Raw genomic sequence first — 25,417 nt, forward strand, 5'->3', positions numbered from 1 at the left:
GGCTTCGAAGTTATCGGTTTGGTTTTACTTAAAAAAAACCGAAAGCCGTGGCGGCTTTCGGTGTGTGGGAATCAATAGGCGTCGTTGTGGACATTGGCCACGGCGCGCCCGGAGGGGTCGGCCAAGCCCTGCAGGCTCTTGTCCCAGGCCAGCGCTTCTGGAGTGGAACAGGCCACCGATTTACCGCCGGGCACACAGTTGGCACAGGCGTCGCCGGGGAAGTGCTGTTCAAACAGGGTGCGGTAGAAGTAGCCCTCTTTGGTGTCCGGGGTATTGATGGGGAAGCGGTAGTGGGCGTTGTCCAACTCCTGATCGCTGACCTGCTCGGCGGCATAGGCTTTGAGGGTGTCGATCCAGGAGTAGCCAACACCGTCGCTGAACTGCTCTTTCTGGCGCCAGGCCACCGATTCCGGCAGGTAGTGGGCAAACGCCTCCCTGAGTACCTGCTTTTCGATGCGACCCTCGGTAATGGTTTTGATCGCCGGATTCATGCGCATCGCTACGTCGACAAACTCCTTGTCCAGGAACGGCACCCGGGCTTCGATGCCCCAGGCGGCCATGGCCTTGTTGGCCCGCAGGCAGTCAAACTGGTGCAGTTTTCCTACTTTGCGCACCAGCTCTTCGTGGAAGGCCTGGGCGTTCGGCGCCTTGTGGAAATAGAGATAACCACCAAACAGTTCGTCGGCCCCTTCGCCGGACAGCACCATTTTGATGCCCATCGCTTTAATTTTCCTGGCCATCAGGTACATGGGCGTGGAAGCGCGGATGGTGGTGACGTCGTAGGTTTCCAGGTGGTAGATGACGTCGGTCAGGGCATCGATGCCATCCTGAATGGTAAAGGTCACCTGGTGATGGACGGTGCCAATGTGAGCCGCCACTTCGGCGGCGGCCTTGAGATCCGGCGAGCCCTCCAGGCCAACGGCGAAGGAGTGCAGCTGCGGCCACCAGGCGGGGCTGGATTCATCCTCTTCGATGCGACGGGCGGCGTACTTTTTTGCCAGCGCCGAGGTGATGGAGGAGTCGAGGCCACCGGACAGCAGCACCCCGTAGGGCACGTCCGACATCAGCTGACGTTTGACCGAGTCCTCCAGCCCCTGTCGCAGGGCGGTGACGTCGGCGGGGTTGTCGGCCACTTCGGCAAAGGCCTTCCAGTCGCGCTGATAATAGTCGCGGGGGCCTGTCAGCCAACTGGCCAGGTAGCGACCGGGAAGAAACTCGTCAATCTGGCGGCACTGGGGTACCAGGGCTTTCATCTCTGAAGCCACATAGAAGTTGCCTGAGGCGTCGAAGCCGGTGTACAGCGGAATGATGCCGATGTGGTCGCGGCCAATCAGGTAGCGCTGCTGGGCTTTGTCCCACAATACAAAGGCAAAGATGCCATTGAGGCGATCCAGAAACTGCTCACCGTATTTCTGATACAGGGCCAGGATCACTTCGCAGTCGGAGCCGGTTTGAAACTCGTACTCGTCGGCCAGCTGTTGGCGAAGCTCGCGGTGGTTGTAGATCTCCCCATTGACGGCCAGCACCAGGTTACCGTCTTTGCTGTACAGCGGTTGGGCGCCGTTATCGATGTCGACAATGGCCAGCCGTTCGTGAACCAGGATCGCCTGATCGTCGCAATAGATGCCAGACCAATCCGGGCCGCGGTGGCGCATCTTCTTGGATTGGGTCAGGGCCAGGGCGCGAAGCTCGCTGGCGGGGGACTTCAGGTCCAGGATGCCGAAAATACTGCACATGGTGAGGGTCACTCCTTCTGCGGCGGGATTGGGGACAGTCTGTTCACATTGCCAGCAATTGCGGAGTTTGCCAACCGGCAACCGCCATAGCATTCGCAGATGAATAGATAACCAAAAAAAACGCCCGCTTAAGCGGGCGTTGTGGCAGCTGGACAGGGTTTAGCCGATGGCGCGTTTCAGCTGCTCCATCAGACTGGCGACCGGCGTGGCGGCGTCCCAGGACAGACTGCGGTAGCTGTCGCCACGGAAACTGCGATCCACTTCGATCAGGGCGTGCATCTGTTGGCCCTGAGGCACAAAGGAGATCTCTACCTCTTTAACCCCGAACAGGCTGAGGCCGGAAGGCACGAACTCCAGTTCTTGATAGGCGCCGCTGACGCTGCTGAAGCCCTGACCGTTGAGATGGCCCCGCTCTACGTCGACTTTTTGCAGCCGGTAGCCACTCTGCTCCATGGCATCCAGCAGGGTTTGCATTGCCGGCACGGGCTCCACCAGCAGCATGTCTTTGTCGCTGGGATCGATGGCCATGTCCACTTCCAGTCCGGTCTGCAACCATACTCGGCTGCGGTTGCGGCGGCCGCCGATGCCCGTCAGCGGCGTTTCCGGGTGCAGGTTGGCCTGGAATGGCAGTTCATAGGTGGCACCGGCTTCGATGGTCATGGTGTCACTGAGTGACCAGCTGTCCAGCGCCATATGTTGATAGGTAGTGTGATCGTCCACTTCGGTTTTGACTTCGGTCATCAGCGTCAGGGTCAGGCCAGAGATCTGCTGGTCGACGTCGCCCCCCTGAATCACGATGGTGGCGGAGAAGGGCTGGCCGGGCATCAGCACCGCATCGTCCAGTTGGGTGTCGACTTTGGCCGCGCCAATGCCGACGGAGGCCAGGAGTTTTTTAAACATAATGTGTCCTTATCGTGAGCCGTTCATCGACCGCAGATGCTCAAGCTGCGCAGGCGCCGCCCTGAGCAAGCTGTGGTAGATAGCCTAACTGGCTGGTCGCAATGAGTAAAATTCGCTTTCTGGTTTGAAGCCTGGCCATTGGTCGCTGTTGGCCAGGGCCGCTCCCGCCCGATAGAACACCTCGATGTCCTCGAGGGCACCAGACAGGTTCCAGTTGTCTCGGTAGATGTCGCAGCTGTTGTGGTAGCAACCTTTCATCTCCTGCTTCATCTGCTTGCGGTAGGCTGCCAGTGCCTCGGTTTTGGGGGTGCTGCCACCACCGGCAAACACCGCCGGCACGCCGCGCTTGACGAAGGAGAAGTGATCCGAGCGGAAAAAACCGCCGGCACCGGGGTGGGACTCGGCAGCCAGGGTTCGCTGTTGAACCCGCGCGGCGTCACCCAGATAGTCGTCCAGTTGCGACTGGCCCAGGCCGATGACGGTGAATTCCTTAACAGCACCATAGACGTTGGTGGAGTCCAGGTTGAACACACCGGCAGTTTTGTCCAGAGCGGTGGTGGGGTTGTCGACGTAGTAACGGGATCCCAGCAGGCCCTGCTCCTCACCGGTGACGGCAATGAACTGAACACTGCGCTTGGGGGGCGTCGGTGCGCTGGCAAACTGGCGGGCAATCTCGAGGATGCCGGCCACGCCGGTGGCGTTATCCAGGGCGCCGTTGTAGATCTCGCCATTGTGCATGCCGATGTGATCCCAGTGGGCGGTGTAGCTGACGGTCTCTTGCGGCCGTTGGCTACCGGGCAGCACCGCGACCACATTGTGGCTGGTGGCGTAGGCCACGCTTTGCTGGTAGCGGGCGTGGGCCACGGCATTCAGGCTCAGGTGTCCGGGTTGCTGAGTGGCGCGGGCGGAGAGGGCATCCAGGTCGTAGCCCTCGGCCTCGAGCAGCTGTTGTGCCACCGACTTTTGAATCCACCCCTCCAGGTTGGGGTGGGGATCGCGGCTGTCGGCCAGATCCAGCTGGGGGCCGGTCCAGCTGTTGGCTACTACGCGCCAGGGGTAGGAGGCCGGTTTGGTATCGTGAATGATCAGGGCGGCCTTGGCCCCTTGACGTCCGGCTTCGGCAAATTTGTAATCCCAGCGACCGTAATAGGTCATGGTGCTGCCCTTAAATCGGGCCGGGTCTTGGGTGGCAAAGCCAGGGTCGTTGACCAGAATCAGCACGGTTTTGCCACGGACATCGACATCCTCATAGTCGTTCCAGCCGTATTCTGGCGCATTGATGCCGTAGCCGACAAACACCAACTGGCTGGCATCCAGAGTCTGGGACGGCGCGTCGTGAAAGCTGTTGAGCACCGCATCTTCTGGAATCGACAGCGCCTGATTGCCAAGGCTCAGTTCGGTGCCGGTGCCGGCGGTGTAGGTCACCATAGGCACAGGCTGAAGGTAGGAGTCGCCATTGCCCGGCTTCAGGCCCATGGCCTTGAATTGTTTCTCCAGGTAAGCCAGGGTCAGAGTTTCCCCCTCGGTGGTGGGCAGTCGCCCCTGGTAGCGATCGGAAGACAGCTCTTTGATGTCGGCGCGAAAGCGGGTTTCATCGATACCATGTGGTGTGGGTGGCATCGGAGCGCAGCCGGCACAGAGCAGGGCGGTGGCAAGCCATGGAAGCAGTTTCATTGTGAGTCCTTGTGTATTGAGGCTGAATCTTCTGTTCAGTTTTCGGGGCATTGAATGCGTCCCGATGCCATCATTGCCTGTCGGTCCGGCTCAGGCAAGCGCGAATTGTAAGCGGGTATTCGAGGCGTAAAAAAAGGGTGGCATGGCCACCCTGTTGTGATGGTGTTCCGGGTTACAGCACGTCGATCTCTTCCACACAGGGGAAGATGTGGTTGGGGCGGAACGGGTGCTTGTCGAGCTCTTCGATGTGGGTGACGCCGGACAGCACCAGAATGGTTTCCAGTCCCGCCTGTACTCCGGCCAAAATGTCGGTGTTGAGGTTGTCACCGATGATCACCGTATCGCCGGAGTGACTGCCGAGGTGATCCAGGGCGCTGCGGATGATCCAGGACGAAGGTTTGCCCACATAGAACGGCCGTTTGCCGGTAATCCGTTCGATGGGGGCACACAGAGCCGCACACGCCGGGCTGTAGGAGGGGCCGTGGGTGTCCGGGTTGGTGGCAATGAAACGGGCGCCGTTGGCAATGAAGCTGGCGGCGCGGTGAATCATGTCCCAGTTAAACGAGCGGGTCTCTCCGACCACCACGAAATCCGGATTGATGTCGGTGATGGTGAAGCCGGCCTGATACAGCTCGTGGGTCAGCGCCCCTTCGCCGATGACGTAGGCTTTGTTGCCCTGCTGGTGGCGCAGAAAGTGAGCGGTGGCCATGGCGGAGGTGAAAAACGCGCTCTCTGGCAGTGTGATGCCGGCGGAGCCCAGGCGGTTGGCCAGGTCCTTGGCGGTCTGGGCCGGGTTGTTGGTCAACAGCACCAGCGGATTGCCTTGCTCTTCCAGTCGCTTAATGAAGCGGTCGGAGCCGGGGATCAACTGGTTGTCGTGCATCAGCACGCCATCGATATCACAGATAACGCTTTTCAGGTGGGTCGCCATGGTGTGGGCTTACTCCTCGCTTGCGTACCCTTGCAGGGGCAACGCTGTTCCATCCAGACAGGCTTGGTTGTCGATCATGGACAGCCGGCCTTCGCAAAACCATTTTACCACCAACGGGTAGATGCGGTGCTCCTGAGTGTGCACTCGCTCCGCCAGGGTGGACTCGGAATCATCCTCGAACACCGGTACCTTGGCTTGCAGGATCACCGGTCCGCCATCGAGTTCCTCGGTAACGAAATGGACGCTGCAGCCGTGTTCTTGGTCACCGTTGTCCAGTGCCCGCTGGTGGGTGTTCAGGCCCGGGTAGCGTGGCAACAGGGACGGATGGATGTTGACCATCCTGCCCTGAAACTGTTGCACAAAGCCCGGGCTCAGAATGCGCATGTATCCCGCCAGTACCACCAAATCCGCTTGCATCCGTTCCACTTCCGCCGCCAGACGCCGGTCGTAATCGGCTCGGGCTTCACCGGGCTCTGGCGTCAGCGCCACCGCCTCGATGCCGGCGTTACGGGCACGGGTCAGGCCGAAGGCATCGGCCTTGTTGCTGAGTACGCCCACCACCTGGCCGGGGAAGGGGGCAGTGGCGCAGGCGTCGATGATCGCCTGCAGGTTGCTGCCGCTGCCGGAGATCACCACTACGATTCGTTGGGTCATGATCGGGCCTTACTCAATGATGACTTGTGGCTCGTCGCCATCACGGGCGGCGATGGAACCGATGACCCAGGCGGTTTCGCCGTGCTGGTTCAGCAGGGCCACAGCGGCGTCGGCCTGCTCCGCCGGTAGGGCGATGACCAGTCCGACACCACAGTTGAAGGTGCGGTACATTTCGTGCTGCTCGATGTTGCCCACCTGCTGCAACCAGTTGAACACCGACGGCCACTGCCAGCTGCTGCCGTCGATCACCGCTTTGGCATCGTCGGGCAGCACTCGGGGAATGTTTTCCCAGAAGCCACCGCCGGTGATGTGCGAGATGGCATGAACCGAGTGGGACTCCAGTAAGGCCAAGGTGGATTTGACGTAGATGCGGGTGGGCGCCAGCAGGGCGTCGATCAGCGGGGCGCCGTCCAGGGTTTCACCGCGGGGATCGTCAATGCGTTCCAGCACTTTTCGAATCAGTGAGTAGCCATTGGAGTGGGGGCCGCTGGAGCCCAGGGCAATCAGTGCGTCACCGGGGGCCACTTTGCTGCCGTCGATCACATCGGCTTCCTCGACCACGCCGACACAGAATCCGGCCAGATCGTAGTCTTCGCCGTCGTACATGCCCGGCATTTCGGCGGTTTCGCCGCCAATCAGGGCGCAACCGGCCAACTCACAACCGTCGGCAATGCCACTGACCACCTGAGTGGCGGTGTCGACCGACAGCTTGCCGGTGGCGTAGTAATCCAGGAAAAACAGCGGTTCGGCACCCTGAACGATCAGGTCATTGACGCACATGGCCACCAGATCAATACCGACAGTACCGTGTCCTTGATAATCCATGGCCAGACGCAGCTTGGTGCCGACGCCGTCGGTGCCTGAGACCAGCAGGGGTTTTTTGTATTTTTCCGGCAGGCTGCACAGGGCGCCGAAGCCGCCCAGGCCACCACGGACTTCCGGACGATGGGTGCGTTTTACTGCGGATTTGATGTTATCAACCAGGGCGTTACCGGCGTCAATATCAACACCAGCATCTTTATAACTCAGGGAATCGGGGTTATTCACAGAGGCCTCATTGTTTTTTTGTAGGTTTTTTATAGCTATCGCCGTTGTCGACGTTTGATGTTCTGGCGCGCATTTTACCAGCTGCTGCCTTTGTGCCCAAGTTTTTATGATCCCAGTCACGTCGGTGGCCGCAGGCAAAAAAAAACGCGGTATTTTTCGGGCTAATTGTGCTGAATGTCACGGATTTGTCATGCGGGTTGAGGTGGGGCTTTTCAGGTTGGAGTTTTGCCGCTATGATTCCGCTGTTTACCTGTCGATCACTGTCCGGAGAAAAGAATGAAAGTCACTGAGGTCAAGCACCCGCTGATTCAACATAAATTGGGTTTGATGCGCGCTGCTGATGTAAGCACCAAGCGTTTCCGCGAGCTGGCGAAAGAGGTTGCCGCTCTGCTGACCTACGAAGCGACTTCCGGGTTTGAGATGGAAACCGTCGAAATTGACGGTTGGAATGGCCCTATCAGCGTTAACCAGATTAAGGGTAAGAAAGTGACCGTGGTGCCTATTTTGCGTGCCGGTCTGGGAATGATGGACGGTGTGCTGGAGCACATCCCTGCGGCCAAGGTGTCTGTGGTAGGCATCTACCGTGACGAAGAGACGCTGGAGCCGGTTCCTTACTTCGAGAAGCTGGTGTCCAACATCGAGGAGCGTATTGCCCTGGTGGTGGATCCGATGCTGGCGACCGGTGGCTCCATGAATGCCACTCTGGATCTGCTGAAGAAGCGTGGTTGTCAGCAGATTAAAGTGCTGGTCCTGGTGGCGGCCCCTGAAGGCCTGAAAGCCGTTGAAGAAGCGCACCCTGAGATTGAGTTGTACACCGCATCTGTGGACGACTGCCTCAACGAAAAGGGCTACATTCTCCCGGGACTGGGAGACGCCGGAGACAAGATCTTCGGTACCAAGTAATTCCAATGACGGCGCCGATGGCGCCGTTTTTTTAGACCCAGAACAACATCGATTTTGGGCTGCCACCTGGCGGTAGTACCAAAGCGTACCCTAACAACCCGACATCACATCCACCCATCTGCTCGCTAGATGGGGCGATGAAGTGCGGGTAATAACATGATAATAATGAGGTTTGTATGCAGCAGCAGGCTGTTTCTTCGGGAGAGACCCCGGTACCGGCAACCTGGCGACAGGTGGTGGCGGGTACTCAGATGCTATTCGTGGCGTTCGGCGCCCTGGTATTGGTGCCCCTGTTAACCGGACTGGACGTGAACGTCGCCCTGTTTACCGCGGGCATTGGTACCCTGTTGTTTCAATTGGTGACCAAGCGCCAGGTTCCGGTGTTTCTGGCATCGTCGTTTGCCTTTATTGCTCCCATCTCTTACGGCGTCAGCCAGTGGGGGGTGTCGGCGACCATGGGCGGCCTGATGGCGGCCGGTCTGGTGTACGTGCTGCTGTCTCAGGTGGCGCGAGTGGGGGGCATGAAAGCGATTCAGAAGCTGTTGCCGCCGGTGGTGGTGGGACCGGTGATCATGGTGATCGGTCTGACCCTGGCCCCGGTTGCGGTCAACATGGCCCTGGGCAAGCAGGGGGACGTTCAGGCCTACGATACCAGCCTGGCGCTGATGATCGCCCTGCCGACCCTGTTCACCGCCCTGATTGTGGCGGTTATGGGCAAGGGGATGCTGCGGTTGCTGCCAATCATGTCGGCGGTGCTGGTGGGCTACACCCTGTCCTATTTTGCCGGCATCCTGGATTTCAGTGCCGTGGCGGCCGCCCCCTGGTTTGCCTTGCCCAGCTTTACCGCCCCCAGTTTCCACTGGGAAGCGATCCTGTTTCTGATTCCGGTGGCAGTGGCGCCAGCGGTGGAGCACATCGGCGACATGCTGGCCATCAGCAACGTGACCGGTAAGGATTACGTCAAGAAACCTGGCCTGCATCGCACTCTGCTCGGGGATGGTGTGGCTACTATGGCCGCAGCCAGCTTTGGCGGGCCACCAAACACCACCTATTCTGAGGTGACCGGCGCGGTGATGCTGACCCGCAACTACGATCCCAAGGTGATGACCTGGGCGGCGGTCTCGGCGGTGGTACTGTCTCTGGTCGGCAAGTTCGGTGCCATACTGGCAACCATCCCCACCGTGGTGATGGGCGGCATCATGATTTTGCTGTTTGGTTCCATTGCGGCGGTTGGCATGAGCAGCTTGATCACCAACAAGGTGGACGTGGCCGAACCTCGCAACCTGGTGATCGTGGCCGTGACCCTGGTGTTTGGTATCGGTGGCATGACCATCAACATGGGCGAATTTACCCTGCAGGGCATCGCCCTGTGTGCGGTGGTGTCCATCCTGCTCAACCTGCTGTTGCCCAAGGATCTGGGCCACCTGCAACATTAATGGTGTGACGACTGAAACGGGCCGGTCGATGACCGGCCCGTTGTTTTATTGTTGGCCGAGCTAGCCCCCCTGCTTGGCTTCTTTCTCTCTGGCTTCGGTCAGTGCCGCATTGGCTTCTGACAGGGCACTGTTGAGCATCATGATCTCCTGACGTTTTCCATCCAGCAGCTTCTGTTTCTGCTCTTCATCCATATCGGTTTGCTTCAGTGCTTCCAACTGCTCCTGCGCCGCCTTGATCTTCTCTTTGAGCATCTCAATGGTTTGTTTGATCTTCATGATGGCCGGAGAGTCGCCGCTGTTGTCGCTCTCTTCGCTCTTTTCATTACGCAGTTTTTGCCGGGCCTCATCGGAGATGGTGACCATATCCCGATTGCTGCCGGTGGATTTGGTAACAGCAGTGTCCGTCTCCGGCCCGATGTTGACCCGTTGATCGCCCTGGGTGGCGCTGATAAACGGGGTGTGTGGACCTGGTTGGGTAACATTCATGGGAACTCCTTGCTGATGCCGGCCTGATGCTCGGTTATCGGCATGGGTCACTTCATCTTTAACTAATTGATTTATTTGATTCAAAGTTGCGAGCGCTGCCGGGCTGTAATCAGGCTGTGGTGAAATTGTTTTCTCTCACTCGCTTGAGAGTTTGATCGCCTGGTCATTTCAGCTTCTTGGTGCCTGTTTTTTATAAAGAAGATCAACTCGCAGCCGATAGCAGTTTGAGCCAATAGTTGTTGATGGCAAGTGAGGGAAGTGTGCGGATTGCAACAAATACTACGGCGATGTTTACCGCGGATCTGCTGCGGCGTAACAGCGGCGGGGTTGCCGATTCCATGGAGCGGTTGTCTTCGGGAATGCGAATTAACAGTGCCAAAGACGATGCCGCCGGGTTGCAGATCAGCAACCGGTTGAGCTCGCAAATTAATGGCACCACGGTGGCGATAAAAAACGCCACCGATGCCATCTCCATGGCGCAAACTGCCGAAGGCGCGGTGGAAGAGGTCACCAATATGCTGTTTCGGCTGCGAGACCTTAGCCTGCAGGCGGCCAACGGTTCCAACACCGATCAGGATCGCGGTGCCATGCAGAAAGAAGCCAAGGCATTGTTGTCGGAGATCGACCGCACCAATGAGACCACCACCTTTGGGGGTAAGCGGCTGTTTAAGTCTACCGGTGCCAGTCGTATCGATACCAAGGAGCGAGACATCGTCAACAGCCTGGCGACCAGTTGGCTGTATGAATCGGAGCAGTTGATCAAAGACCATCTTGGCCTGGATGGCAAAGGGGCAACCCTGAAAATTGATTTGGAAAATGTGGACGGTGCCGGTGGCACCGCGGCCTATGTTCAGTCACAGGTTCCTGGTGGCGGTGGGCCGGCCTACAATCTCACCATGGTGATCGATCTGGACGATTTCGGCGCCTCCGGTGGTGGGGGATCCCTGGAGCTGGATGAGGTGATTTTGCATGAAATGACTCACGCCATTCAGGGGGTGAATTTTGCCGAGTGGGGCAACATGCCTGCCTGGTTCTCTGAGGGCAGCGCCGAAGCGATGCGAGGCGCCGACGATCGACTCAAGAATGACATCGCCAGCTTCGGCATCAACGGCATCTGGGGTGAAGTCAATGCCAAGCGCAACAGCAACGCCAACCCGGGCACGGCACTGGAAAACGCCGGAGCGTATTCCGGTGGCTATGTGATTCAGCGTTACATGCACAGTGAATTGGGGGAGGCCGGTTACAAATCCATCAACAGCGAGTTAGCCGGAGGAGCAACCCTGAATGCGGCCCTGAATACGGCCTCGGCCGGTCGCTGGGCCGATGTGAATGCGTTGTTTACCGAGTTGGGGGCCGCCGGGGGCGGCGGCGCGGCCACCAAGTTCGAGGAGTTCATCAATACCAATATGGATCTGACCAACGCCGACAACGGCTCATTGGCCGGATTCGATGCCACCGGTGTGGGACCGGAGCTGGAGAACGCCATGCAGGGGAAGACCGGCGGCGGTGATGGGGCGACTTCGTTTCAGGAGTATTACGTTTCCGGTGACGACGACACCACGCAGGCAGACTTTAACTCCGCCAATTGGGACACCAGTGGCGACCCCAGCATTACTGAAGTGGCCATCGAGAATTACTCGGCAGAGATTGGCGAGGGCGGGCATGAGGTTTCGGCTCAAGTTGGTGCCAACGCCCATGAGGAGGTGGTGTTCAACTTGGGGACCTTTGGCTCGGCCAACCTGGGCATTAGTAACATCGACCTGACCAAAGACCCTCAGGGGGCCATTGTGGCCATCGATGACGCCTTGAAAGCGGTGGACAGTTCTCGGGCGTCCCTCGGTGCCACCATGAACCGACTCGGCCACACGATTTCTAACCTGACCAACATCAATGAGAACGTCTCTGCCAGTCGTTCTCGCATTCAGGATGTGGACATGGCCAAAGAGTCGGCGTCGCTGGCCAAGCGACAGGTGTTGCAGCAGTCCGCCACGGCGATGTTGACCCAGGCCATCAATCTGCCCAGCAGTATGTTGTCGCTGCTGCAGTAGACCGGCTTAGGCCGGATTGGTCTGCATGGGTTTCTATCGGCGGTTTTGTCTCGGTGCCAGTGCCACAGACGTATTTGCATTGCCGAAGGCTGTGGTACACTTTGCGACACTTATGCATGGATTTTGGAACCTACGTGAAACGACTGCTTTTTTTGCTGCCCTTACTGATGCTATCGACCCTGGTTCAGGCGGTGGAGGTGACCAACCTCTACCAGGCCGAAGTGCAGGTGGAGACGCGCACTCGGGCGGAGCGGCAAAGCAAGATCAATGAGGCGTTGGTTCAGACTCTGGTGAAACTGACCGGAGAGGCACAGATTGAGTCCGACCCCAGGTTGAAGGGGATGCTGACCAATCCGACCCGGTACGTGACTCAGTTTGGCTATCAGGGCGAGCCACTGATGCTGCAGTACAGCTTTGATGCGTCTTTGTTGCTTAAAGAGATGCAGGCCAGGCAACTGCCGATCTGGGGCAAACAGCGGCCACTGACTTTGTCCTGGATTGCCATCGAAGATGAGGAGGGCGAGCGGCAACTGCTGTCTGAGCAAGGGGACCCACAGCGACTGCAGCGCTGGCAACAGCAGGCGGGGCTGCGGGGATTGCCACTGTCATTGCCGTTGATGGATCTGGAAGATGCCATCAATGTGGGGATCAACGACGTTTGGGGTTTCTTTGTCGATCCGGTGGCCCTGGCCAGCGAGCGTTACCCGGCCGATTTCTTTATGCTGGCTCAAGTGTGGCCCGACGAGGAGGGCTGGCAGTACAACCTGGCCTTGTACCCTTACCAGGCCAGCCAGTCGCAGGACCGCTATGGCTATGCCAGTGTGCGTCGCAGCGTGATGCAGAAAAATGGCCGAGCCGCGAGTCTGGATAATGGCCTCGAGGCACTGCAACAGGAGTTGGCACGCTACTTTGCCCGCCGCTACGCCACCGTTGCCAGCGGTGAGCAGGAGCAACAGACGCTGGTGTTTGAGATTCGCGGCGAGATGTCGGAGCTGGTGGCGGTCGAACGATACCTGAAAGGGTTGAGCGCGGTGTCCAATGTCAAAGTGAGTGCCCTTCAGGGCCGCCAGGTCAGCTTTTCGCTGGAGGTGGTGGGCTCGGAGCAGGCGCTGGAAGAGATGTTGAATCTGGAGCCCAAGGTTGAACGGTTGCCGGTTGATGATGATTTGGTCAATCAGGTTCGATATCGCTGGTTAGGTGACCAGTGAAATTGGGTGCATAACCCGGTCGTGTTACACTGGTTACAGTTAATCGATAGGAAGCCAAGCCGTACGTGAAAGCGAGTTCACCCATTCAATTGTCGTTACCCGTTTACCTGCCCGATGATGAGACCTTCGGCAGCTATTACCCTGCCGCCAATCAACAGCTGCTCGAGGCGATTCGCCAAGTCGCTGAAGGGGAGGGGGAAACGGTCACCTATCTTTGGGGGCAGGCCAAGTCCGGCCGCACTCACCTGTTGCATGCGGCCTGTGCCCACGCCCGTGAATTGAATCGGCAGGCGTTCTACCTGCCTCTGGGGATCCATGCCAGCATGTCGCCGGCGGTGCTGGAAGGGTTGGAAAACCTGTCATTGGTGTGTCTGGATGACATCGACCAGTTGGCGAGAAACCCGTTCTGGGAAGAAGCGATCTTCGATCTGTACAACCGCATCAACGAACAGGGGGACTGCCGGTTGATCGTCTCTGCCAGTGCGCCGGCGTCGCAGGCGGGCTTCCTGCTGCCGGACCTGGTGTCGCGCCTGAACTGGGGGGTGCACTATCAGGTACAGTCTCTTAGCGACAAAGAGAAGCTGACCGCCTTGCAGCGACGGGCCAAGGCCCGTGGCCTGGAGTTGCCCGAAGACGTTGGCCGTTTCCTGCTGACGCGACTGGCGCGTGATCTTCGCACCCTGTTTGATGTGCTGGATCGCCTGGATAAGGCGTCGATGCGAGCGCAGCGCCGATTGACCATTCCCTTTGTCAAAGAGACGCTGCACCTGTAGCCGCTTTGTGCCGTCGCTTCTGGTAAGAAAGGCCGCTTTGGCGGCCTTTTTTGATCCCGATACTCAGCGTTCGGACAGCTTCCAGTCCGGCCCTTTTCCTAAGTGGCGGCGCCCGGTCAGTGGCGGTCTCTCTCCGGCGGCAGCGGCGCCGATGCGCTGCACTTTGGCGGCCGGTCCCAGCACCAGGTTGGCGTTCCAGCTTTGTCCTGCCGCCATGGGTTGTGTGGCGGGCAGCGATTCGATCAGGCGGTCTGGGTCCAGCGAGGGCAAAATCTGCCGCAGCACCAGATCCAGTCTTGGCAGCAGGCTTGCTTCGCCGATGCGGCCTCGCTGACCCCAGTCGACGATGATGGTATCGCCATTGATGGCGCTGGGTTTGTCGGTGACTGCCACGTCCCGGAGAATGCCGTAGCGGTGGCTCATCATCGCCTCCTCGAACAGCATGGCCAGATCCTCCCTTGGCGTGAAATAGCTGTAGTCGTCGCTGGCGCGGTCCTGACTGAAAAAGCCGCTGACGTCCGTGGGGCGATAGGCTTTCTGGATGGCGCTGGCCGGTTGTCCCTGAAACTGCACTTTCGCCAGCTCAAACATCTGGCTGCTGGACAGCGGCAGGCTGTTGGTGAGCTGATCCGACACCAGTTGTCCGTCGGCGCTGCGAGAGTAATACTCCTGCAGCAGGGTGTCGGCATTGATGGCATCCAGGGTATCGACCGGGAAGAAGTCGTTGGCGTGGGCCAGTTCGTGGTAAAGCAGGCTGGCCAGATCCCCTTCCAGTTGATCGAAACTGCGGCTCTGTTCCAGGTACGGCGGGTAATAGGTGCTGGCGTATTGGTTGTCTTTGACGTATCGCCACGGCAGCAAGTACTTCAGCTCATTGCCAAAACCGCTGCGGTAGTCGGGGTCTTCGTTAATGCTGGCCTGCTGCCAGGGCTGGCGCCACAAGTCGCTGGGGTCCAGGTAGATGGCACCGGTGGCGACCCAGTAAAATGACGGTCGAATGTCGTAGCTGATGACGACCGCCGACACCGATGCCAGCAGCTGGCGGAAATCGCCATGTGGGTCGCGCTGCTGGAGGAAGGCCTGAAAGGCATCGCCCATCCAGGGGTGGGACACTACGACCCGGTTCATGACATCGGACACCGACGGTTGGCGCGTCTGCTGGCCAATCAGCGGCAGCTCCGACACCTGGCAGGTGTTGTTGCCGGCCAACTGAGTGCTATAGACGCAGCGCTCCAGAGCCGACTGCCATGGCGAGGAGGGGTTCCAGGCCTGAACTTGAGCTAGCGGGGTGTCAAACAGGGCATCCTTCACAGGACTGGGTTGGTCCGTAACCCAGACGTAAGCGTGATCGGTGATGACGGTGCCGGCATCATTGGCGATCACCTTCAGGGTCAGCAGCGAGTCTTTGTTTGGAGTCGAAGGGGCGGTAAAAGTAAGCAGCTCAGGATCGTCGCTGTTCATATCGGCAATGGGTGGGCCGCCCACCTGAGACCACTGAATCTGGGTCAGTGGCTGGCTCTTGTCGCCGCTTCGGCCCAGGCGCAGGGAGACCCTTCCGCCGCGGGAGACCACCTGATCGCCGCGAATTCGCACTGGGTTAAAGGCCGGTACACCCAGGGTCAGGGTGTTGCTGAGCTGGCTGCCGGCGCGGTCGGTCACCGTTACCTTAAGCTGATAATCACCGGCCGTTGGCGCATCGAATGCTGCCAGTGCCGAGCGAGGATTACTGATGTCGATGGCGGGGCCGGCCAGTTGCTGCCACTGGTAACTGAGATCGCGGCTTAGGACGCCATCCACGCTGGCAATGATCGCCACCGAGCCGTCGTCCGATTCGGATTGGGTAAATTCTATCGCCGCTTGCGGAGGCAAGGGGGAGGGTTCGGGGCTGCTGCCACCGCTGCCGCCGCAACCCGTGATCAGGATCAGCAGTACCGCCGGGATCGAACTCCGTATCATCTTGCCTCCTTGCCAGCCTTCAGTCGCTGGCGTTCTTTTTCTTAAGTCCTAAGCCTAACTCCCTACCGCGTGATCTGGCAAAAAAACTGCTCGCCATCAGCCAGGTCAGCAACAGCAGCGTGGCGATCAGTGGCCACAGGCGGTGACTGTCGCCCACCCACAACTGGGTGAGGCTGGAGAGCAGGTACAAGCAGGCAATAAAGCCCGACCAGGCATGGGTATAGGGCTTTCCTTTTAGCATACCGGGCAGTGGCAGTATCAGCGGCAGCAGCATCAACAGGCTGAAACCCAGCGAATAACCTAAGTCCGGGCTCAGACCCAGTTGCCACAGAGGAATGAACACCAGGCTGGCCAGGTAACTGCTCAGAGCGATGCGTTGCAGGGTGGAAGTTGACAGTGCCATCTAGTCCAGAATCTCCAGTACCTGCTCAGGAGGGCGGCCAATGGCGGCTCGTTGCTGGTGAACCACAATGGGGCGCTCAATGAGTTTGGGGGTGGTCAGCATTGCCTGTATTAACTGCGCATCGTTGGCGTCGGCCAGACCCTGAGCCTTGTATTCTGCCTCCTTGGTGCGCATCAGCGCGCGAGGAGAGAGCTTCAGTAACGCCAGGACCTGCTCAAGCTGGGCTTGTGTTGGCGGGGTCTTCAGGTATTCGAATATTTCAGGGGTGATGCCTTGCTGTTCCAGCAGTGCCAGAGTCTGGCGACTCTTGGAGCAGCGGGGGTTGTGCCAAATTTGGGTAGGGTTGCTCATGGGGATCGTCCTGTGATCTGGATCTCAATGGGCCCATTCTACGGGCCCATGACAGTGAGTTAAAGTGATTTCAGCTCCTGCTCCGCTTGACGAAGTTCTTTGATGCGGGCATCGATGCGGGCTTTCTGCAACGGGTTGTTTCGGGTTTGTCGGTAGGCAAACTGCAGTTGCTCGATGGCCTGACTGAAGCCGCCAGACAAGGCCATCAGTTCCGCCTGAGCCATATGCCGGTTGGCCACCATGTTCAGCTGACGGTAGGTGGTGGACAGCAGGTCGTAGGCCACCACGCTGTCCTTATCCAGAACCACCTGACGCTCGAGGATAGTGCGGGCCTGCTCGTAGTCACCGTTCTCGATCAGAGCGTTGGCCAGGTTGAGCTCAATGACGGCGTTGTTAGGGCGAATCTTCTGCGCCTTTCTCAGGATCTCGGCCGCCTCTTTGGCCCGGCCTTGTGCCATCAGGGCATCGGTAGTGGTGTCCAGGTAAAACAGGTTATTGGGGGCGCCGTCGAGCAGTGGACGAATCACCGCTTCGGCCTGTTTCGGCTGGTCTTTTGCCAGTAACGCCAGGGCTTTACCGTACAGGGCGGCATCGCGCAGTACAGGATCGCCGTTGCTGGTCTGCTTTTCGAACAGATACAGGGCATGATCCTTGTTGAGGTTACTGTAACGGACCTGAACCCGGGACTTGGCCAGGTGGAACAGCAGACTTTCCGGCACCGGCCGATAGGGGTACAGCGCCGCCCGGGCCCGAGCATCGGCAATCCGGGATTCCGGTAAGGGGTGAGTGAGTAGCATCTGTGGCGGCTTGCTGGCAAAACGGTACTTGGCGGCCATCTTACCGAAGAAGCTGGGAACGGCATTGGGATCGAACCCGGCGGCCACCATGGTCTTGATGCCGATGCGGTCCGCCTCTTTTTCGTTGCTGCGGGTGTAGTTGATGGACGCCTGCTGACTCAGGGCCAGGGTCGACTGCAGGGCGGCAATTCCCGCCTCCGGAGACGCCATGGCCAGAATGATGGAGCCGATGACCCCCACCAGCGTGGCCGGGGCGGTTTTCTTCTGGGCCTCAATGGAGCGTGCCAGGTGGCGCTGAGTGACGTGGGAGATTTCGTGTCCAAGCACCGAGGCCAGTTCGCTTTCGTTGTCGGCAGCTTCGATGATGGCGGTATGTACCCCAACGTGGCCCCCGAAAAAGGCGAAGGCGTTCAATTCGGTGCTGTTGATCACGAAGAAGGTAAACGGCGTTTTGACGTTGTCGGCCTGAGCGACCAGGCGATTGCCGATGTCGTTCAGGTACTCGGTCATCACCGGATCGTGAATCACCGGCAACTGACCACGCAGCATCCGCATGTAGAAATCGCCAATCTGGTTTTCTTTATCAATAGACAGCGTGCTGGCAGCGACGGTACCCAGTTCCGGCAGTTCCGGCTGGGCCATGCTGGTGGCGGTGGTGCCCAGACCGGCCATTAGCAAAGCGGCAGCGCAGAGAGTTTTTAGCTTTTTGGTCACGTGTGCCTGGTTCCCCTTATGACAATCTCGACAGTGTACCTGTAAGCGCCGGCGTTCGGCTAGGCACTGTCCATTAAGGGTTAGTCTGCCACATCGGCCCGCAGGTTCCACGGGCTTTAACATTTTTTACCAGCAAACAGAGGCAGTTGATGAGCGGTAAGTGTCGCCAGGGGCAATGGTGGCTGCGGATTTAGAAGTGATAGGACCCGGCTCACAGTGTTGCATCATTTAATTGTGATGGGTGTTTGTAACTTGCCTCGGGGCACGGGATAATGGCCGCCAAAATAACGGGAGAGACCATGTTGCCGCTGGATTTAACCATGCACCGCTGTCCGCTGGCGTTTGTTAAAGCCAAGCAGGCGTTGATGAGTCTGGCACCGGGACAGCAACTGTTGATGATGTTGTCCGACCCCGGCGCCGTGCAGGATGTGCCAAAATATGCACAAAAGCAGGGCTTTGAAACTACGGTGACGCGGCTTGATGGTACCAGGGTTCTGGTGCAGTTACGTGCTCCTGACAGATGATGAAACGATAAGGTTGTTAGCATAATGTGGAATTTGGTCCGTAGCTGGTACCAGGAGAAGTTTTCTGATCCCCAGGCGGTGACCCTGGCGATGATTCTGGTGGTGGGGTTTGCCGTTATCTATTTTTACGGTCAACTGATCACCCCGTTGCTGGTGGCCATTGTATTGGCGTACATGCTGGAGTGGCCGGTGGCGCAGATGGCCAATCGCGGCATGCCCAGAGTGCTGGCGGCCTCGTTGGTGTTACTGACTTTTGTCGGTGCCATGGCCCTATTTTGCCTGGTGGCGTTGCCGCAAATCTGGAATCAGGGGATCAGTCTGGCCCGTGAACTGCCGGAGATGTTCTCCTGGGCTCAGGGGCAGGTGCTGACCCTGCCGCAGTTGTATCCGGAATTCATCAGCGAATCGCAGATTCACGACTTGATGCAAACCCTCAACGGCCGCTTGCTGGCCTGGGGACAGCAGGTTTTGCAGGTGTCTTTGGGGTCGCTGATCGATCTGGTGGCGTTGGCGGTGTACGCCATTTTGGTGCCGCTGCTGGTGTTTTTCTTCCTCAAAGATAAGCGTGAGTTGCTGCGGGGCTTCAGCCGTTTCGTGCCGGACAACCGTGAGCTGGCTAAGAAAGTCTGGACAGAGATGAATGGCCAAATCGTTAACTACATTCGTGGTAAGGCGATAGAGATTTTGATCATCGGTGTGACCAGTTACCTGACGTTCCTGTTTATGGATCTGCGCTACGCAGCCCTGTTGGGGTTGGTGGTCGGCCTGTCGGTGTTGATCCCCTACATCGGTGCAACCGTGGTGACCATTCCGGTGGCGATGGTGGGCCTGTTCCAGTGGGGCTGGACGCCGCAGTTTGGTTACCTGCTGCTGGCCTACGGCATCATTCAGGCACTGGATGGTAACGTGCTGGTACCGCTTCTGTTTTCTGAAGCAGTAAACCTACATCCGGTGGCCATTATTGTGTCGGTGCTGATCTTCGGTGGACTGTGGGGCTTTTGGGGGGTGTTTTTTGCCATTCCACTGGCGACCCTGGTCAAAGCGGTGGTGAATGCCTGGCCGAGCACCGAACTGCCTGCGCCTGCCGCTGAGCTGGAGTAGGAGAGGGCGATGAGTTTACCGGTCAATGAGCTGTTTGAGACCATCCAGGGCGAAGGTCAGTTTACCGGGGTGCCGGCGGTATTTGTGCGACTGCAGGGCTGCCCGGTAGGCTGTCCCTGGTGCGATACCCGCCATACCTGGGAGTTAAAGGACGCCGATGAGGTGGCTCGGGAAGGAGTCATCGGCATCAGTGGCGATGCACCACGTTGGGCGAGCTATGAAGTGGCGCAGTTAGTGGCTCTGCTTACCGATGGCCGCTTTCAGGCACGTCACCTGGTGATTACCGGTGGTGAACCCTGCCTGTATGACCTTCGGGCACTCACCGAGCAGATGCATCAGGCCGGGTGGCGCTGTCAGATTGAGACCTCCGGCTGTGCCGAAGTCAAGGTCGATGACCATACCTGGGTGACGGTATCGCCGAAAATCAATATGAAAGGCGGATTGCCGGTGCTAACGTCGGCGTTGCAGCGGGCCGACGAAATTAAGCACCCGGTGGCGCTAGAGAAGCACATCGAGGAGCTGGATCAATTGCTGCAGGGCGTGGCCTTGCCGCGTCAGCCACAGATCTGCCTGCAACCCATCTCGACTCAGAAACGGGCAACCGAGATGGCGATTCGAGTGTGCATTGAACGCAACTGGCGCTTATCGGTACAAACCCACAAATATCTGAACATCGACTGAGCCTCAAGCCTCAGAACAACAGACCCGAATGACTAAAATGCCGCTCACTTCACCTGAGCGGCATTTTGGTTACAGGGGCTGGCTTTAAAAAAGACACCCAGGTTAAAGTTTAAAAAAGACACCCAGGTTAAAGCGACCCTTCTGGGAGGGCTTTAAAAATGGCTTTAAAAAGACACCCAGGTTAAAGCGGTTCTTCTGAGGGAGAAAAGGCTCTGGTGGTTCATATTTAGAGGGCAGCTTGTGTCGTTTTTTTGGGCGCTGGTGCAGCGGAATTAAAGCTGGGGACGTTGTTGGTGATTGGCAGAACCTCATCAATATGAGTAAGACGAAATGGCTTTCCCAGTTTCTCCAGGCCGATATGGATAAGCTCCATATCAATGGCTGCTCTGTTGGCAAGGTGCAGGCGATGACCGTTGGTCAAGACGATGACCTTTTGATAATGCAGGTTATTTTTAGAACGGCTATAAAAAGACACCCAGATTAAAGCGGTCCTTCTGAGGGAGAAAAGGCTCTGGTGGTTCATATTTAGAGGGCAGCTTGTGTCGATTTGGGCGCGGGTGCAGCGGAATTAAAGCTGGGGACGTTGTTGGTGATTGGCAAAACCTCATCAATATGAGTAAGACGAAATGGCTTTCCCAGTTTCTCCAGGCCGATATAGATAAGCTCCATATCAATGGCTGCTCTGTTGGCAAGGTGCAGGCGATGACCGTTGGTCAAGACGATGACCTTTTGATAATGCAGGTTATTTTTAGCACCAGGGGTCAACTCAGTACCAATGCAATCGATCTGTTCCAGAGGAAGAAAAAAGGAATCATCAAAGTGCTCATTCGGGGATTGCCACTGCAAGCCTTGCTCATCCAAGGTGATGTGCCAGGCTCCGGAAAGGCGACGCAGAGCCATCGCATTCAGTAGCATGGGTAACACGCCTAGCGACCAGAAGAAGAGGAAGATACTCAGATAGCCCCAATTAACCCCAACATGAGATGTGAACCAGCCTGCGACCAGCAAAATAGCCAGAAATACCAACACTCCTGTGCGGTTAAGTTTACCCACGCTATCAGTACTGGGTTGCAGTATCAGTGGCAACTGCAGTTGCGCCAACTGTTGTTCTGTAGCGGCCTGTTTAGACATTCAGCTTTAACTTCTTCAAAGACAGACACCCACTCTAAGCATTGCCCCTATTGACATCAACTACACTGTGTTTTTGTTCGTTTCAAGGATGAAACCATGCCTACAGCCAGAAAGCAGCAGGTGTCGCTGCAGGATACCCCCTTTTACCACTGTGTTAGTCGCTGTGTCCGCCGCAGTTTTCTTTGTGGCGTTGATGCCTACACTGGTGTCAGTTATGAACACCGCCGTGATTGGGTTGAAAATAGACTACTTCAATTAACTCAGTCATTTGCTATTGAGGTGTGTGCCTTTGCCGTGATGAGCAACCATACTCATGTAGTGCTGCACGTGGAGACACAGAAAGCCACTGTCTGGAGCATGCGTGAAGTGTTCAGCCGTTGGCATCGACTGTTTGCCGGAACTGAGCTCACTCGGCGCTATTGTAATGACGAGCAGCAGGAAGCTCTTTCTTCTGCCGACCTTAATCTGCTGGAGCGTAAGGCTGAGCTCTATCGCAGTCGCTTGGCAGACTTAAGTTGGTTTATGCGTTCACTCAACGAATACATTGCTCGGGAGGCTAATAAAGAGGACGAATGCAGCGGCCGATTCTGGGAGGGGCGTTTTAAGTCTCAGGCACTGCTCGATGAACAAGCGCTGCTGGCTTGCATGGCTTATGTTGATCTTAATCCCATCCGTTCTGGTATCGCAAAAACACCGGAACAGTCGGATTTTACCAGTGTTCAGATGCGCATTCGGGCGGCCCTGAAAGGTAAGCAACCTGAGCGGTTAAAACCTTTCGATACCAAAGAGTTAAATTCACATTCCCTGCCTTGTCATCTCAATGATTATCTGGAGCTTGTGGAGTTTACCGGCCGAGTCATCAAACAGGGGAAAGACGGTATCATTCCTGTCTCCAGTGGAACGTTACTTCAACGGCTAGAGATTGATTTCGATAGTTGGATGGAGCTAACTGAAGGGTTCGAGTATCAATTCTGTCACCTAGCAGGCCGATTGCATAGTCTGCGACATTGTCGGCAAACCGACGGCATGCACCGAATTAGGGGGACTGGAAACGCCCAGCGCCTTTTTGGCGCTTAGCCGAACTTCAATCAGAAACCTAAACAATCCTGTAAACCTTTGATGCTGCTCAGAGGGGGGCTTTCTATGGTCCATTTTCTCACCTGGCCTGAAAAATCTGCTTCACTCAAGGGCGGTGACTGTAAACCGAATCCGTACATCACTCCAGTAAAGGCCTTAGTCGTGCCGTGGAGCGTTGCAGTTTAGTTTGGGTGTCTAAAGAAAAGGAAGGAGATAGATTGGGTGTCTACAGATGAGTGCACGAGGGCGGTGACTGTAAACCGAATCCGTACATCACTCCAGTAAAGGCCTTAGTTATGCCGTGGAGCGTTGCAGCTTAGTTTGGGTGTCTAAAGAAAGAGGGGAGGAGATAAATTGGGTGTCTTTAGATGAGATGGATTGGGTGTCTACAGATGAGATGGGGATGAAAAAAGACCGCGCAGGCGGTCTTTTGTGTTGGTAGGTCTGTGGCTTAGGCCATCAGCATTCGACGATGTTAACCGCCAGGCCGCCTTTGGCGGTTTCTTTGTACTTGGTGCGCATGTCCTGACCGGTTTCCCACATGGTTTTAATGACCTTATCCAGTGAGACCTTGTGCTGGCCATCGCCACGGCAGGCCAGTCGCGAGGCGTTGATCGCCTTGACCGCGCCCATGGCGTTGCGTTCGATGCAGGGCACCTGCACCAGGCCGCCGACGGGATCGCAGGTCAGGCCCAGGTTGTGTTCCATGCCGATTTCGGCGGCACACTCCACCACTGCCGGTGTGGCGCCCATGATCTCGGTCAGGGCGCCAGCGGCCATGGAGCAGGCCACACCCACCTCACCTTGACAGCCTACTTCGGCGCCGGAGATGGAGGCGTTCTTCTTGTACAGAATGCCGATGGCGGCGGCGGTCAGCAGGTAGCGACAGGCGATCTCTTCGTCCACCGGCTGTATGAACTTGTCGTAGTAGCACAGCACCGCGGGCAGAATGCCGGCAGCGCCGTTGGTGGGGGCAGTCACCACCCGGCCTCCGGCGGCGTTTTCTTCGTTAACCGCCAGGGCAAACAGATCCACCCAGTCCATGGCGTTGAGCGGATCGCGGCTGTTGTTGCCTTCGGCGGCCAGACGCCGATACAGGGTAGAGGCGCGGCGGCGCAGCTTGAGTCCGCCGGGCAGTATGCCCTCTTCCCGGCAACCGCGCTCGACGCAGCCCTTCATGGTTTGCCAGATCTGCCACAGTTGACGGCGAATCTCGGCTTCATCGCAGACCACCTTCTCATTGGCCATCATCAAGGAGGCGATGGACAGGCCTTTGTCGTTGCAGTGTTGCAGCAACTGGGCTGCGGTATCAAAGGGGTAGGGCAGTGCCGGGCCGCTGCTGACGGCCAGCGGCTGGGCGATCTCGCTTTTGTCCAGTACAAAGCCGCCACCGACGGAGAAGTAGGTCTGTTCATACAGCACCTGGCCCTGATCCAGGGCCCGCAGGGTCATGGCATTGGCGTGCTGAGGCAGGGTTTTGCGGCGGTGGTAGGTAATGCCCTGATTGCGGGTAAAGGCCACCTCGCGCTCGCCGTCCAGAGACAGACGCTGACCGCTGGCGACCTGCTCCAATTTTTGTTCCACAGAATCGGTGTCAACCGTTTCCGGTTGGTCCCCCAACAGCCCCAGTACCACCGCTTTTCCGGTGCCGTGGCCTTTGCCAGTCTGGCCCAGAGAGCCAAACAGTTCGCATTGCAGCTCGGTGGTGTGCTCAAACTGATGGTGCGCCCTGAGCGCTTCGATAAAGCGATTGGCGGCGCGCATCGGCCCGACGGTGTGGGAGCTGGATGGGCCAATGCCGATACTGAACATATCGAACACGCTAATCATAACGGTATCCCTGTTGAATGGTGCGTTGTGGCGAATGCCCTGATGGTACCCCAGCAGGAGGAAAAGCAAAATCGGACCTGCCTGATACAGTATAAAATGTTGCCTGCGCCGCTGCCGACAAGATGGTGGTCAACCTGAGCCGGTTTCACCAGCGCAAACCCCCTTATGGGGTGGGCGGCAATTTCGTCTTTGAATGGTTTTCATCGGGCATATGAAGCAAGACGTTGATGTTATGGCATCTTTATCACTATCGACGGCCGTTCGAGTTGGCAAAATGGGCCCGACCGTGATCCAGATCATCTTGAGTGCTTTGCTTGCGGTTTGCCAATGGCTATAGTGGATCCAAGCTAATGGAATGGTTTTACTATGATAATTTACCTGCACGGGTTTGACGCCACCAGCCCTGGAAACCACGAAAAAGTTCTGCAACTTCAGTTTGCTGACGAAGACGTGCGTTTTATAAGTTACTCCACCCTTCATCCTCGCCATGATATGCAGCACCTGCTGAAAGAGGTGGATAAACAGAGACGCTACAGCGATGACCCCAGTCCGCTGATTGTCGGCGTCGGCCTGGGAGGCTTCTGGGCCGAGCGCATTGCCTTCCTGACCGGCATGAAATCGGTGGTGTTCAACCCCAATTTGTGGCCGGAAGAGAACATGGAGGGGCGGATTGATCGCCCGGAAGAGTACCGCGACATCAAGGAAAAGTGCGTCACCGAGTTCCGTAAAAAGAACCGCGATCATTGCCTGTGTGTGTTGGCTCGCCATGATGAGGTGCTCGACACTTCCCGTATTGAAGCGGAGATGAAGCCCTTCTACCCCGTCATCTGGGACACCACTCAAACCCACAAATTTAAGGACATCTCCCGTCAACTGAAAGCGCTGGCAGAATTTAAGAGCGCTTGAGCCTGGGCGGAGCGTGTCTGCCCCTTCCTCCGTTCGGTCGTGTCGAACTCGGTGTCTGCGGATGCCGGGTTGGACTGTGCTTGGCTGAAAACGACGCCGATCAAGACGTTATTGTGGTTTGGGTGGGAAAATTCTAACCGCCGGGATAGC

Annotated in this window: 24 protein-coding genes; 10 read left to right on the top strand and 14 right to left on the bottom strand. The window is 57.5% G+C overall.

Going from position 1 to position 25,417, the window contains the following annotated elements; all coding sequences use genetic code 11:
* Positions 1 to 71 precede the first annotated feature (71 nt).
* The 6 genes from asnB to purM all read right to left on the bottom strand — a co-directional run bounded on the left by asnB (position 72) and on the right by purM (position 6,942).
* Positions 72 to 1,736 carry an asparagine synthase B gene (gene asnB / locus J8Z22_RS06485; protein WP_028113758.1) on the bottom strand — a complete coding sequence of 555 codons (1,665 nt, stop codon included), beginning with the start codon at positions 1,734 to 1,736 and terminating at the stop codon, positions 72 to 74.
* A 159-nt stretch (positions 1,737 to 1,895) separates the two neighbouring features.
* Positions 1,896 to 2,636 carry a sporulation protein gene (locus tag J8Z22_RS06490; RefSeq protein ID WP_028113757.1) on the bottom strand — a complete coding sequence of 247 codons (741 nt, stop codon included), beginning with the start codon at positions 2,634 to 2,636 and terminating at the stop codon, positions 1,896 to 1,898.
* A gap of 84 nt (positions 2,637 to 2,720) precedes the next feature.
* Complete coding sequence (locus J8Z22_RS06495) at positions 2,721 to 4,310, bottom strand: M28 family metallopeptidase (RefSeq protein ID WP_252009569.1); 1,590 nt, start codon at positions 4,308 to 4,310, stop codon at positions 2,721 to 2,723.
* Between the two features lie 172 nt (positions 4,311 to 4,482).
* Positions 4,483 to 5,229: an HAD-IIA family hydrolase gene (locus J8Z22_RS06500; RefSeq protein WP_028113755.1), complete on the bottom strand. Its 747-nt coding sequence runs from the start codon at positions 5,227 to 5,229 to the stop codon at positions 4,483 to 4,485.
* A 21-nt stretch (positions 5,230 to 5,250) separates the two neighbouring features.
* Positions 5,251 to 5,895, bottom strand: coding sequence for a phosphoribosylglycinamide formyltransferase (gene purN, locus J8Z22_RS06505; RefSeq protein WP_252009571.1), 645 nt, complete (start codon positions 5,893 to 5,895; stop codon positions 5,251 to 5,253).
* Between the two features lie 9 nt (positions 5,896 to 5,904).
* Positions 5,905 to 6,942 (bottom strand): phosphoribosylformylglycinamidine cyclo-ligase, encoded by a 1,038-nt coding sequence (gene purM, locus J8Z22_RS06510; protein ID WP_252009574.1) that lies wholly within the window; start codon positions 6,940 to 6,942, stop codon positions 5,905 to 5,907.
* A 276-nt stretch (positions 6,943 to 7,218) separates the two neighbouring features.
* On the opposite strand from purM, the gene upp reads away from it, so the two are divergent.
* Together upp and J8Z22_RS06520 are read left to right on the top strand one after the other, a co-directional pair.
* Complete coding sequence (gene upp / locus J8Z22_RS06515) at positions 7,219 to 7,845, top strand: uracil phosphoribosyltransferase (RefSeq protein WP_028113752.1); 627 nt, start codon at positions 7,219 to 7,221, stop codon at positions 7,843 to 7,845.
* 251 nt (positions 7,846 to 8,096) lie between these two features.
* On the top strand, positions 8,097 to 9,281 hold the full coding sequence (locus J8Z22_RS06520) for a solute carrier family 23 protein (protein ID WP_035416021.1): 1,185 nt from the start codon (positions 8,097 to 8,099) through the stop codon (positions 9,279 to 9,281).
* 60 nt (positions 9,282 to 9,341) lie between these two features.
* Here J8Z22_RS06520 and J8Z22_RS06525 read toward each other — a convergent pair whose 3' ends face one another.
* The gene (locus J8Z22_RS06525) at positions 9,342 to 9,767 is read right to left on the bottom strand and encodes a hypothetical protein (RefSeq protein WP_252009576.1); all 426 of its coding nucleotides are present in this window, start codon (positions 9,765 to 9,767) and stop codon (positions 9,342 to 9,344) included.
* A 260-nt stretch (positions 9,768 to 10,027) separates the two neighbouring features.
* On the opposite strand from J8Z22_RS06525, the gene J8Z22_RS06530 reads away from it, so the two are divergent.
* The 3 genes from J8Z22_RS06530 (at position 10,028) to hda (ending at position 13,796) form a co-directional block, all read left to right on the top strand.
* Positions 10,028 to 11,815 (top strand): flagellinolysin, encoded by a 1,788-nt coding sequence (locus tag J8Z22_RS06530; RefSeq protein WP_371878109.1) that lies wholly within the window; start codon positions 10,028 to 10,030, stop codon positions 11,813 to 11,815.
* Positions 11,816 to 11,949: 134 nt separating this feature from the next.
* Positions 11,950 to 13,023, top strand: a complete 1,074-nt coding sequence (locus J8Z22_RS06540; protein WP_252009578.1) for a DUF2066 domain-containing protein — start codon at positions 11,950 to 11,952, stop codon at positions 13,021 to 13,023.
* 65 nt (positions 13,024 to 13,088) lie between these two features.
* A complete protein-coding gene (hda, locus tag J8Z22_RS06545) occupies positions 13,089 to 13,796 on the top strand; it encodes a DnaA inactivator Hda (protein ID WP_028113747.1) in 708 nt (235 codons plus the stop codon).
* Positions 13,797 to 13,859: 63 nt separating this feature from the next.
* Here the strand turns inward: hda and J8Z22_RS06550 are convergent, their stop codons facing one another.
* The 4 genes from J8Z22_RS06550 to J8Z22_RS06565 are packed head-to-tail and all read right to left on the bottom strand — an operon-like array spanning position 13,860 to position 18,017.
* Positions 13,860 to 15,752 carry a hypothetical protein gene (locus J8Z22_RS06550; protein ID WP_252009580.1) on the bottom strand — a complete coding sequence of 631 codons (1,893 nt, stop codon included), beginning with the start codon at positions 15,750 to 15,752 and terminating at the stop codon, positions 13,860 to 13,862.
* Positions 15,753 to 15,771: 19 nt separating this feature from the next.
* Entirely contained in the window at positions 15,772 to 16,155 is a 384-nt protein-coding gene (locus J8Z22_RS06555; protein ID WP_051252764.1) for a DUF2069 domain-containing protein, read from the bottom strand.
* Positions 16,156 to 16,506 (bottom strand): arsenate reductase (glutaredoxin), encoded by a 351-nt coding sequence (gene arsC / locus J8Z22_RS06560; RefSeq protein WP_028113745.1) that lies wholly within the window; start codon positions 16,504 to 16,506, stop codon positions 16,156 to 16,158.
* 59 nt (positions 16,507 to 16,565) lie between these two features.
* Positions 16,566 to 18,017: a M48 family metalloprotease gene (locus J8Z22_RS06565; protein WP_028113744.1), complete on the bottom strand. Its 1,452-nt coding sequence runs from the start codon at positions 18,015 to 18,017 to the stop codon at positions 16,566 to 16,568.
* A 299-nt stretch (positions 18,018 to 18,316) separates the two neighbouring features.
* Here J8Z22_RS06565 and J8Z22_RS06570 point away from each other — a divergent pair, with 299 nt between their 5' ends.
* Genes J8Z22_RS06570 through queE form a run of 3 tightly spaced genes read left to right on the top strand, consistent with a single transcriptional unit; the run spans position 18,317 to position 20,323 of the window.
* Positions 18,317 to 18,541, top strand: coding sequence for a sulfurtransferase TusA family protein (locus tag J8Z22_RS06570; RefSeq protein WP_028113743.1), 225 nt, complete (start codon positions 18,317 to 18,319; stop codon positions 18,539 to 18,541).
* Between the two features lie 24 nt (positions 18,542 to 18,565).
* Positions 18,566 to 19,642 (top strand): AI-2E family transporter, encoded by a 1,077-nt coding sequence (locus tag J8Z22_RS06575; RefSeq protein ID WP_028113742.1) that lies wholly within the window; start codon positions 18,566 to 18,568, stop codon positions 19,640 to 19,642.
* A 9-nt stretch (positions 19,643 to 19,651) separates the two neighbouring features.
* Positions 19,652 to 20,323 (top strand): 7-carboxy-7-deazaguanine synthase QueE, encoded by a 672-nt coding sequence (queE, locus tag J8Z22_RS06580; RefSeq protein WP_252009582.1) that lies wholly within the window; start codon positions 19,652 to 19,654, stop codon positions 20,321 to 20,323.
* A gap of 226 nt (positions 20,324 to 20,549) precedes the next feature.
* Here queE and J8Z22_RS06585 read toward each other — a convergent pair whose 3' ends face one another.
* Together J8Z22_RS06585 and J8Z22_RS06590 are read right to left on the bottom strand one after the other, a co-directional pair.
* Positions 20,550 to 20,798: a hypothetical protein gene (locus J8Z22_RS06585; RefSeq protein WP_252009584.1), complete on the bottom strand. Its 249-nt coding sequence runs from the start codon at positions 20,796 to 20,798 to the stop codon at positions 20,550 to 20,552.
* A 50-nt stretch (positions 20,799 to 20,848) separates the two neighbouring features.
* Positions 20,849 to 21,454 carry a hypothetical protein gene (locus J8Z22_RS06590; protein WP_252009586.1) on the bottom strand — a complete coding sequence of 202 codons (606 nt, stop codon included), beginning with the start codon at positions 21,452 to 21,454 and terminating at the stop codon, positions 20,849 to 20,851.
* 96 nt (positions 21,455 to 21,550) lie between these two features.
* On the opposite strand from J8Z22_RS06590, the gene J8Z22_RS06595 reads away from it, so the two are divergent.
* Positions 21,551 to 22,531 carry a hypothetical protein gene (locus J8Z22_RS06595; RefSeq protein WP_028113739.1) on the top strand — a complete coding sequence of 327 codons (981 nt, stop codon included), beginning with the start codon at positions 21,551 to 21,553 and terminating at the stop codon, positions 22,529 to 22,531.
* A gap of 459 nt (positions 22,532 to 22,990) precedes the next feature.
* Here the strand turns inward: J8Z22_RS06595 and J8Z22_RS06600 are convergent, their stop codons facing one another.
* Entirely contained in the window at positions 22,991 to 24,361 is a 1,371-nt protein-coding gene (locus J8Z22_RS06600; protein ID WP_028113738.1) for an L-serine ammonia-lyase, read from the bottom strand.
* A gap of 366 nt (positions 24,362 to 24,727) precedes the next feature.
* Here J8Z22_RS06600 and ycfP point away from each other — a divergent pair, with 366 nt between their 5' ends.
* Positions 24,728 to 25,267: an alpha/beta hydrolase YcfP gene (gene ycfP / locus J8Z22_RS06605; RefSeq protein ID WP_028113737.1), complete on the top strand. Its 540-nt coding sequence runs from the start codon at positions 24,728 to 24,730 to the stop codon at positions 25,265 to 25,267.
* Positions 25,268 to 25,417 lie beyond the last annotated feature (150 nt).

The organism is Ferrimonas sp. SCSIO 43195 (genome assembly GCF_023716685.1).
Taxonomy (GTDB): domain Bacteria; phylum Pseudomonadota; class Gammaproteobacteria; order Enterobacterales; family Shewanellaceae; genus Ferrimonas; species Ferrimonas kyonanensis.

Excerpts from the sequence above, each read along its gene's own strand:
- asnB (WP_028113758.1), bottom strand. The coding sequence starts at position 1,736 with ATGTGCAGTATTTTCGGCATCCTGGACCTGAAGTCCCCCGCCAGCGAG.
- J8Z22_RS06490 (WP_028113757.1), bottom strand. The coding sequence starts at position 2,636 with ATGTTTAAAAAACTCCTGGCCTCCGTCGGCATTGGCGCGGCCAAAGTC.
- J8Z22_RS06495 (WP_252009569.1), bottom strand. The coding sequence starts at position 4,310 with ATGAAACTGCTTCCATGGCTTGCCACCGCCCTGCTCTGTGCCGGCTGC.
- purN (WP_252009571.1), bottom strand. The coding sequence starts at position 5,895 with ATGACCCAACGAATCGTAGTGGTGATCTCCGGCAGCGGCAGCAACCTG.
- upp (WP_028113752.1), top strand. The coding sequence starts at position 7,219 with ATGAAAGTCACTGAGGTCAAGCACCCGCTGATTCAACATAAATTGGGT.
- J8Z22_RS06520 (WP_035416021.1), top strand. The coding sequence starts at position 8,097 with ATGCTATTCGTGGCGTTCGGCGCCCTGGTATTGGTGCCCCTGTTAACC.
- J8Z22_RS06525 (WP_252009576.1), bottom strand. The coding sequence starts at position 9,767 with ATGAATGTTACCCAACCAGGTCCACACACCCCGTTTATCAGCGCCACC.
- J8Z22_RS06550 (WP_252009580.1), bottom strand. The coding sequence starts at position 15,752 with ATGATACGGAGTTCGATCCCGGCGGTACTGCTGATCCTGATCACGGGT.
- J8Z22_RS06555 (WP_051252764.1), bottom strand. The coding sequence starts at position 16,155 with ATGGCACTGTCAACTTCCACCCTGCAACGCATCGCTCTGAGCAGTTAC.
- arsC (WP_028113745.1), bottom strand. The coding sequence starts at position 16,506 with ATGAGCAACCCTACCCAAATTTGGCACAACCCCCGCTGCTCCAAGAGT.
- J8Z22_RS06570 (WP_028113743.1), top strand. The coding sequence starts at position 18,317 with ATGTTGCCGCTGGATTTAACCATGCACCGCTGTCCGCTGGCGTTTGTT.
- J8Z22_RS06575 (WP_028113742.1), top strand. The coding sequence starts at position 18,566 with ATGTGGAATTTGGTCCGTAGCTGGTACCAGGAGAAGTTTTCTGATCCC.
- queE (WP_252009582.1), top strand. The coding sequence starts at position 19,652 with ATGAGTTTACCGGTCAATGAGCTGTTTGAGACCATCCAGGGCGAAGGT.
- J8Z22_RS06590 (WP_252009586.1), bottom strand. The coding sequence starts at position 21,454 with ATGTCTAAACAGGCCGCTACAGAACAACAGTTGGCGCAACTGCAGTTG.
- J8Z22_RS06595 (WP_028113739.1), top strand. The coding sequence starts at position 21,551 with ATGCCTACAGCCAGAAAGCAGCAGGTGTCGCTGCAGGATACCCCCTTT.
- J8Z22_RS06600 (WP_028113738.1), bottom strand. The coding sequence starts at position 24,361 with ATGATTAGCGTGTTCGATATGTTCAGTATCGGCATTGGCCCATCCAGC.
- ycfP (WP_028113737.1), top strand. The coding sequence starts at position 24,728 with ATGATAATTTACCTGCACGGGTTTGACGCCACCAGCCCTGGAAACCAC.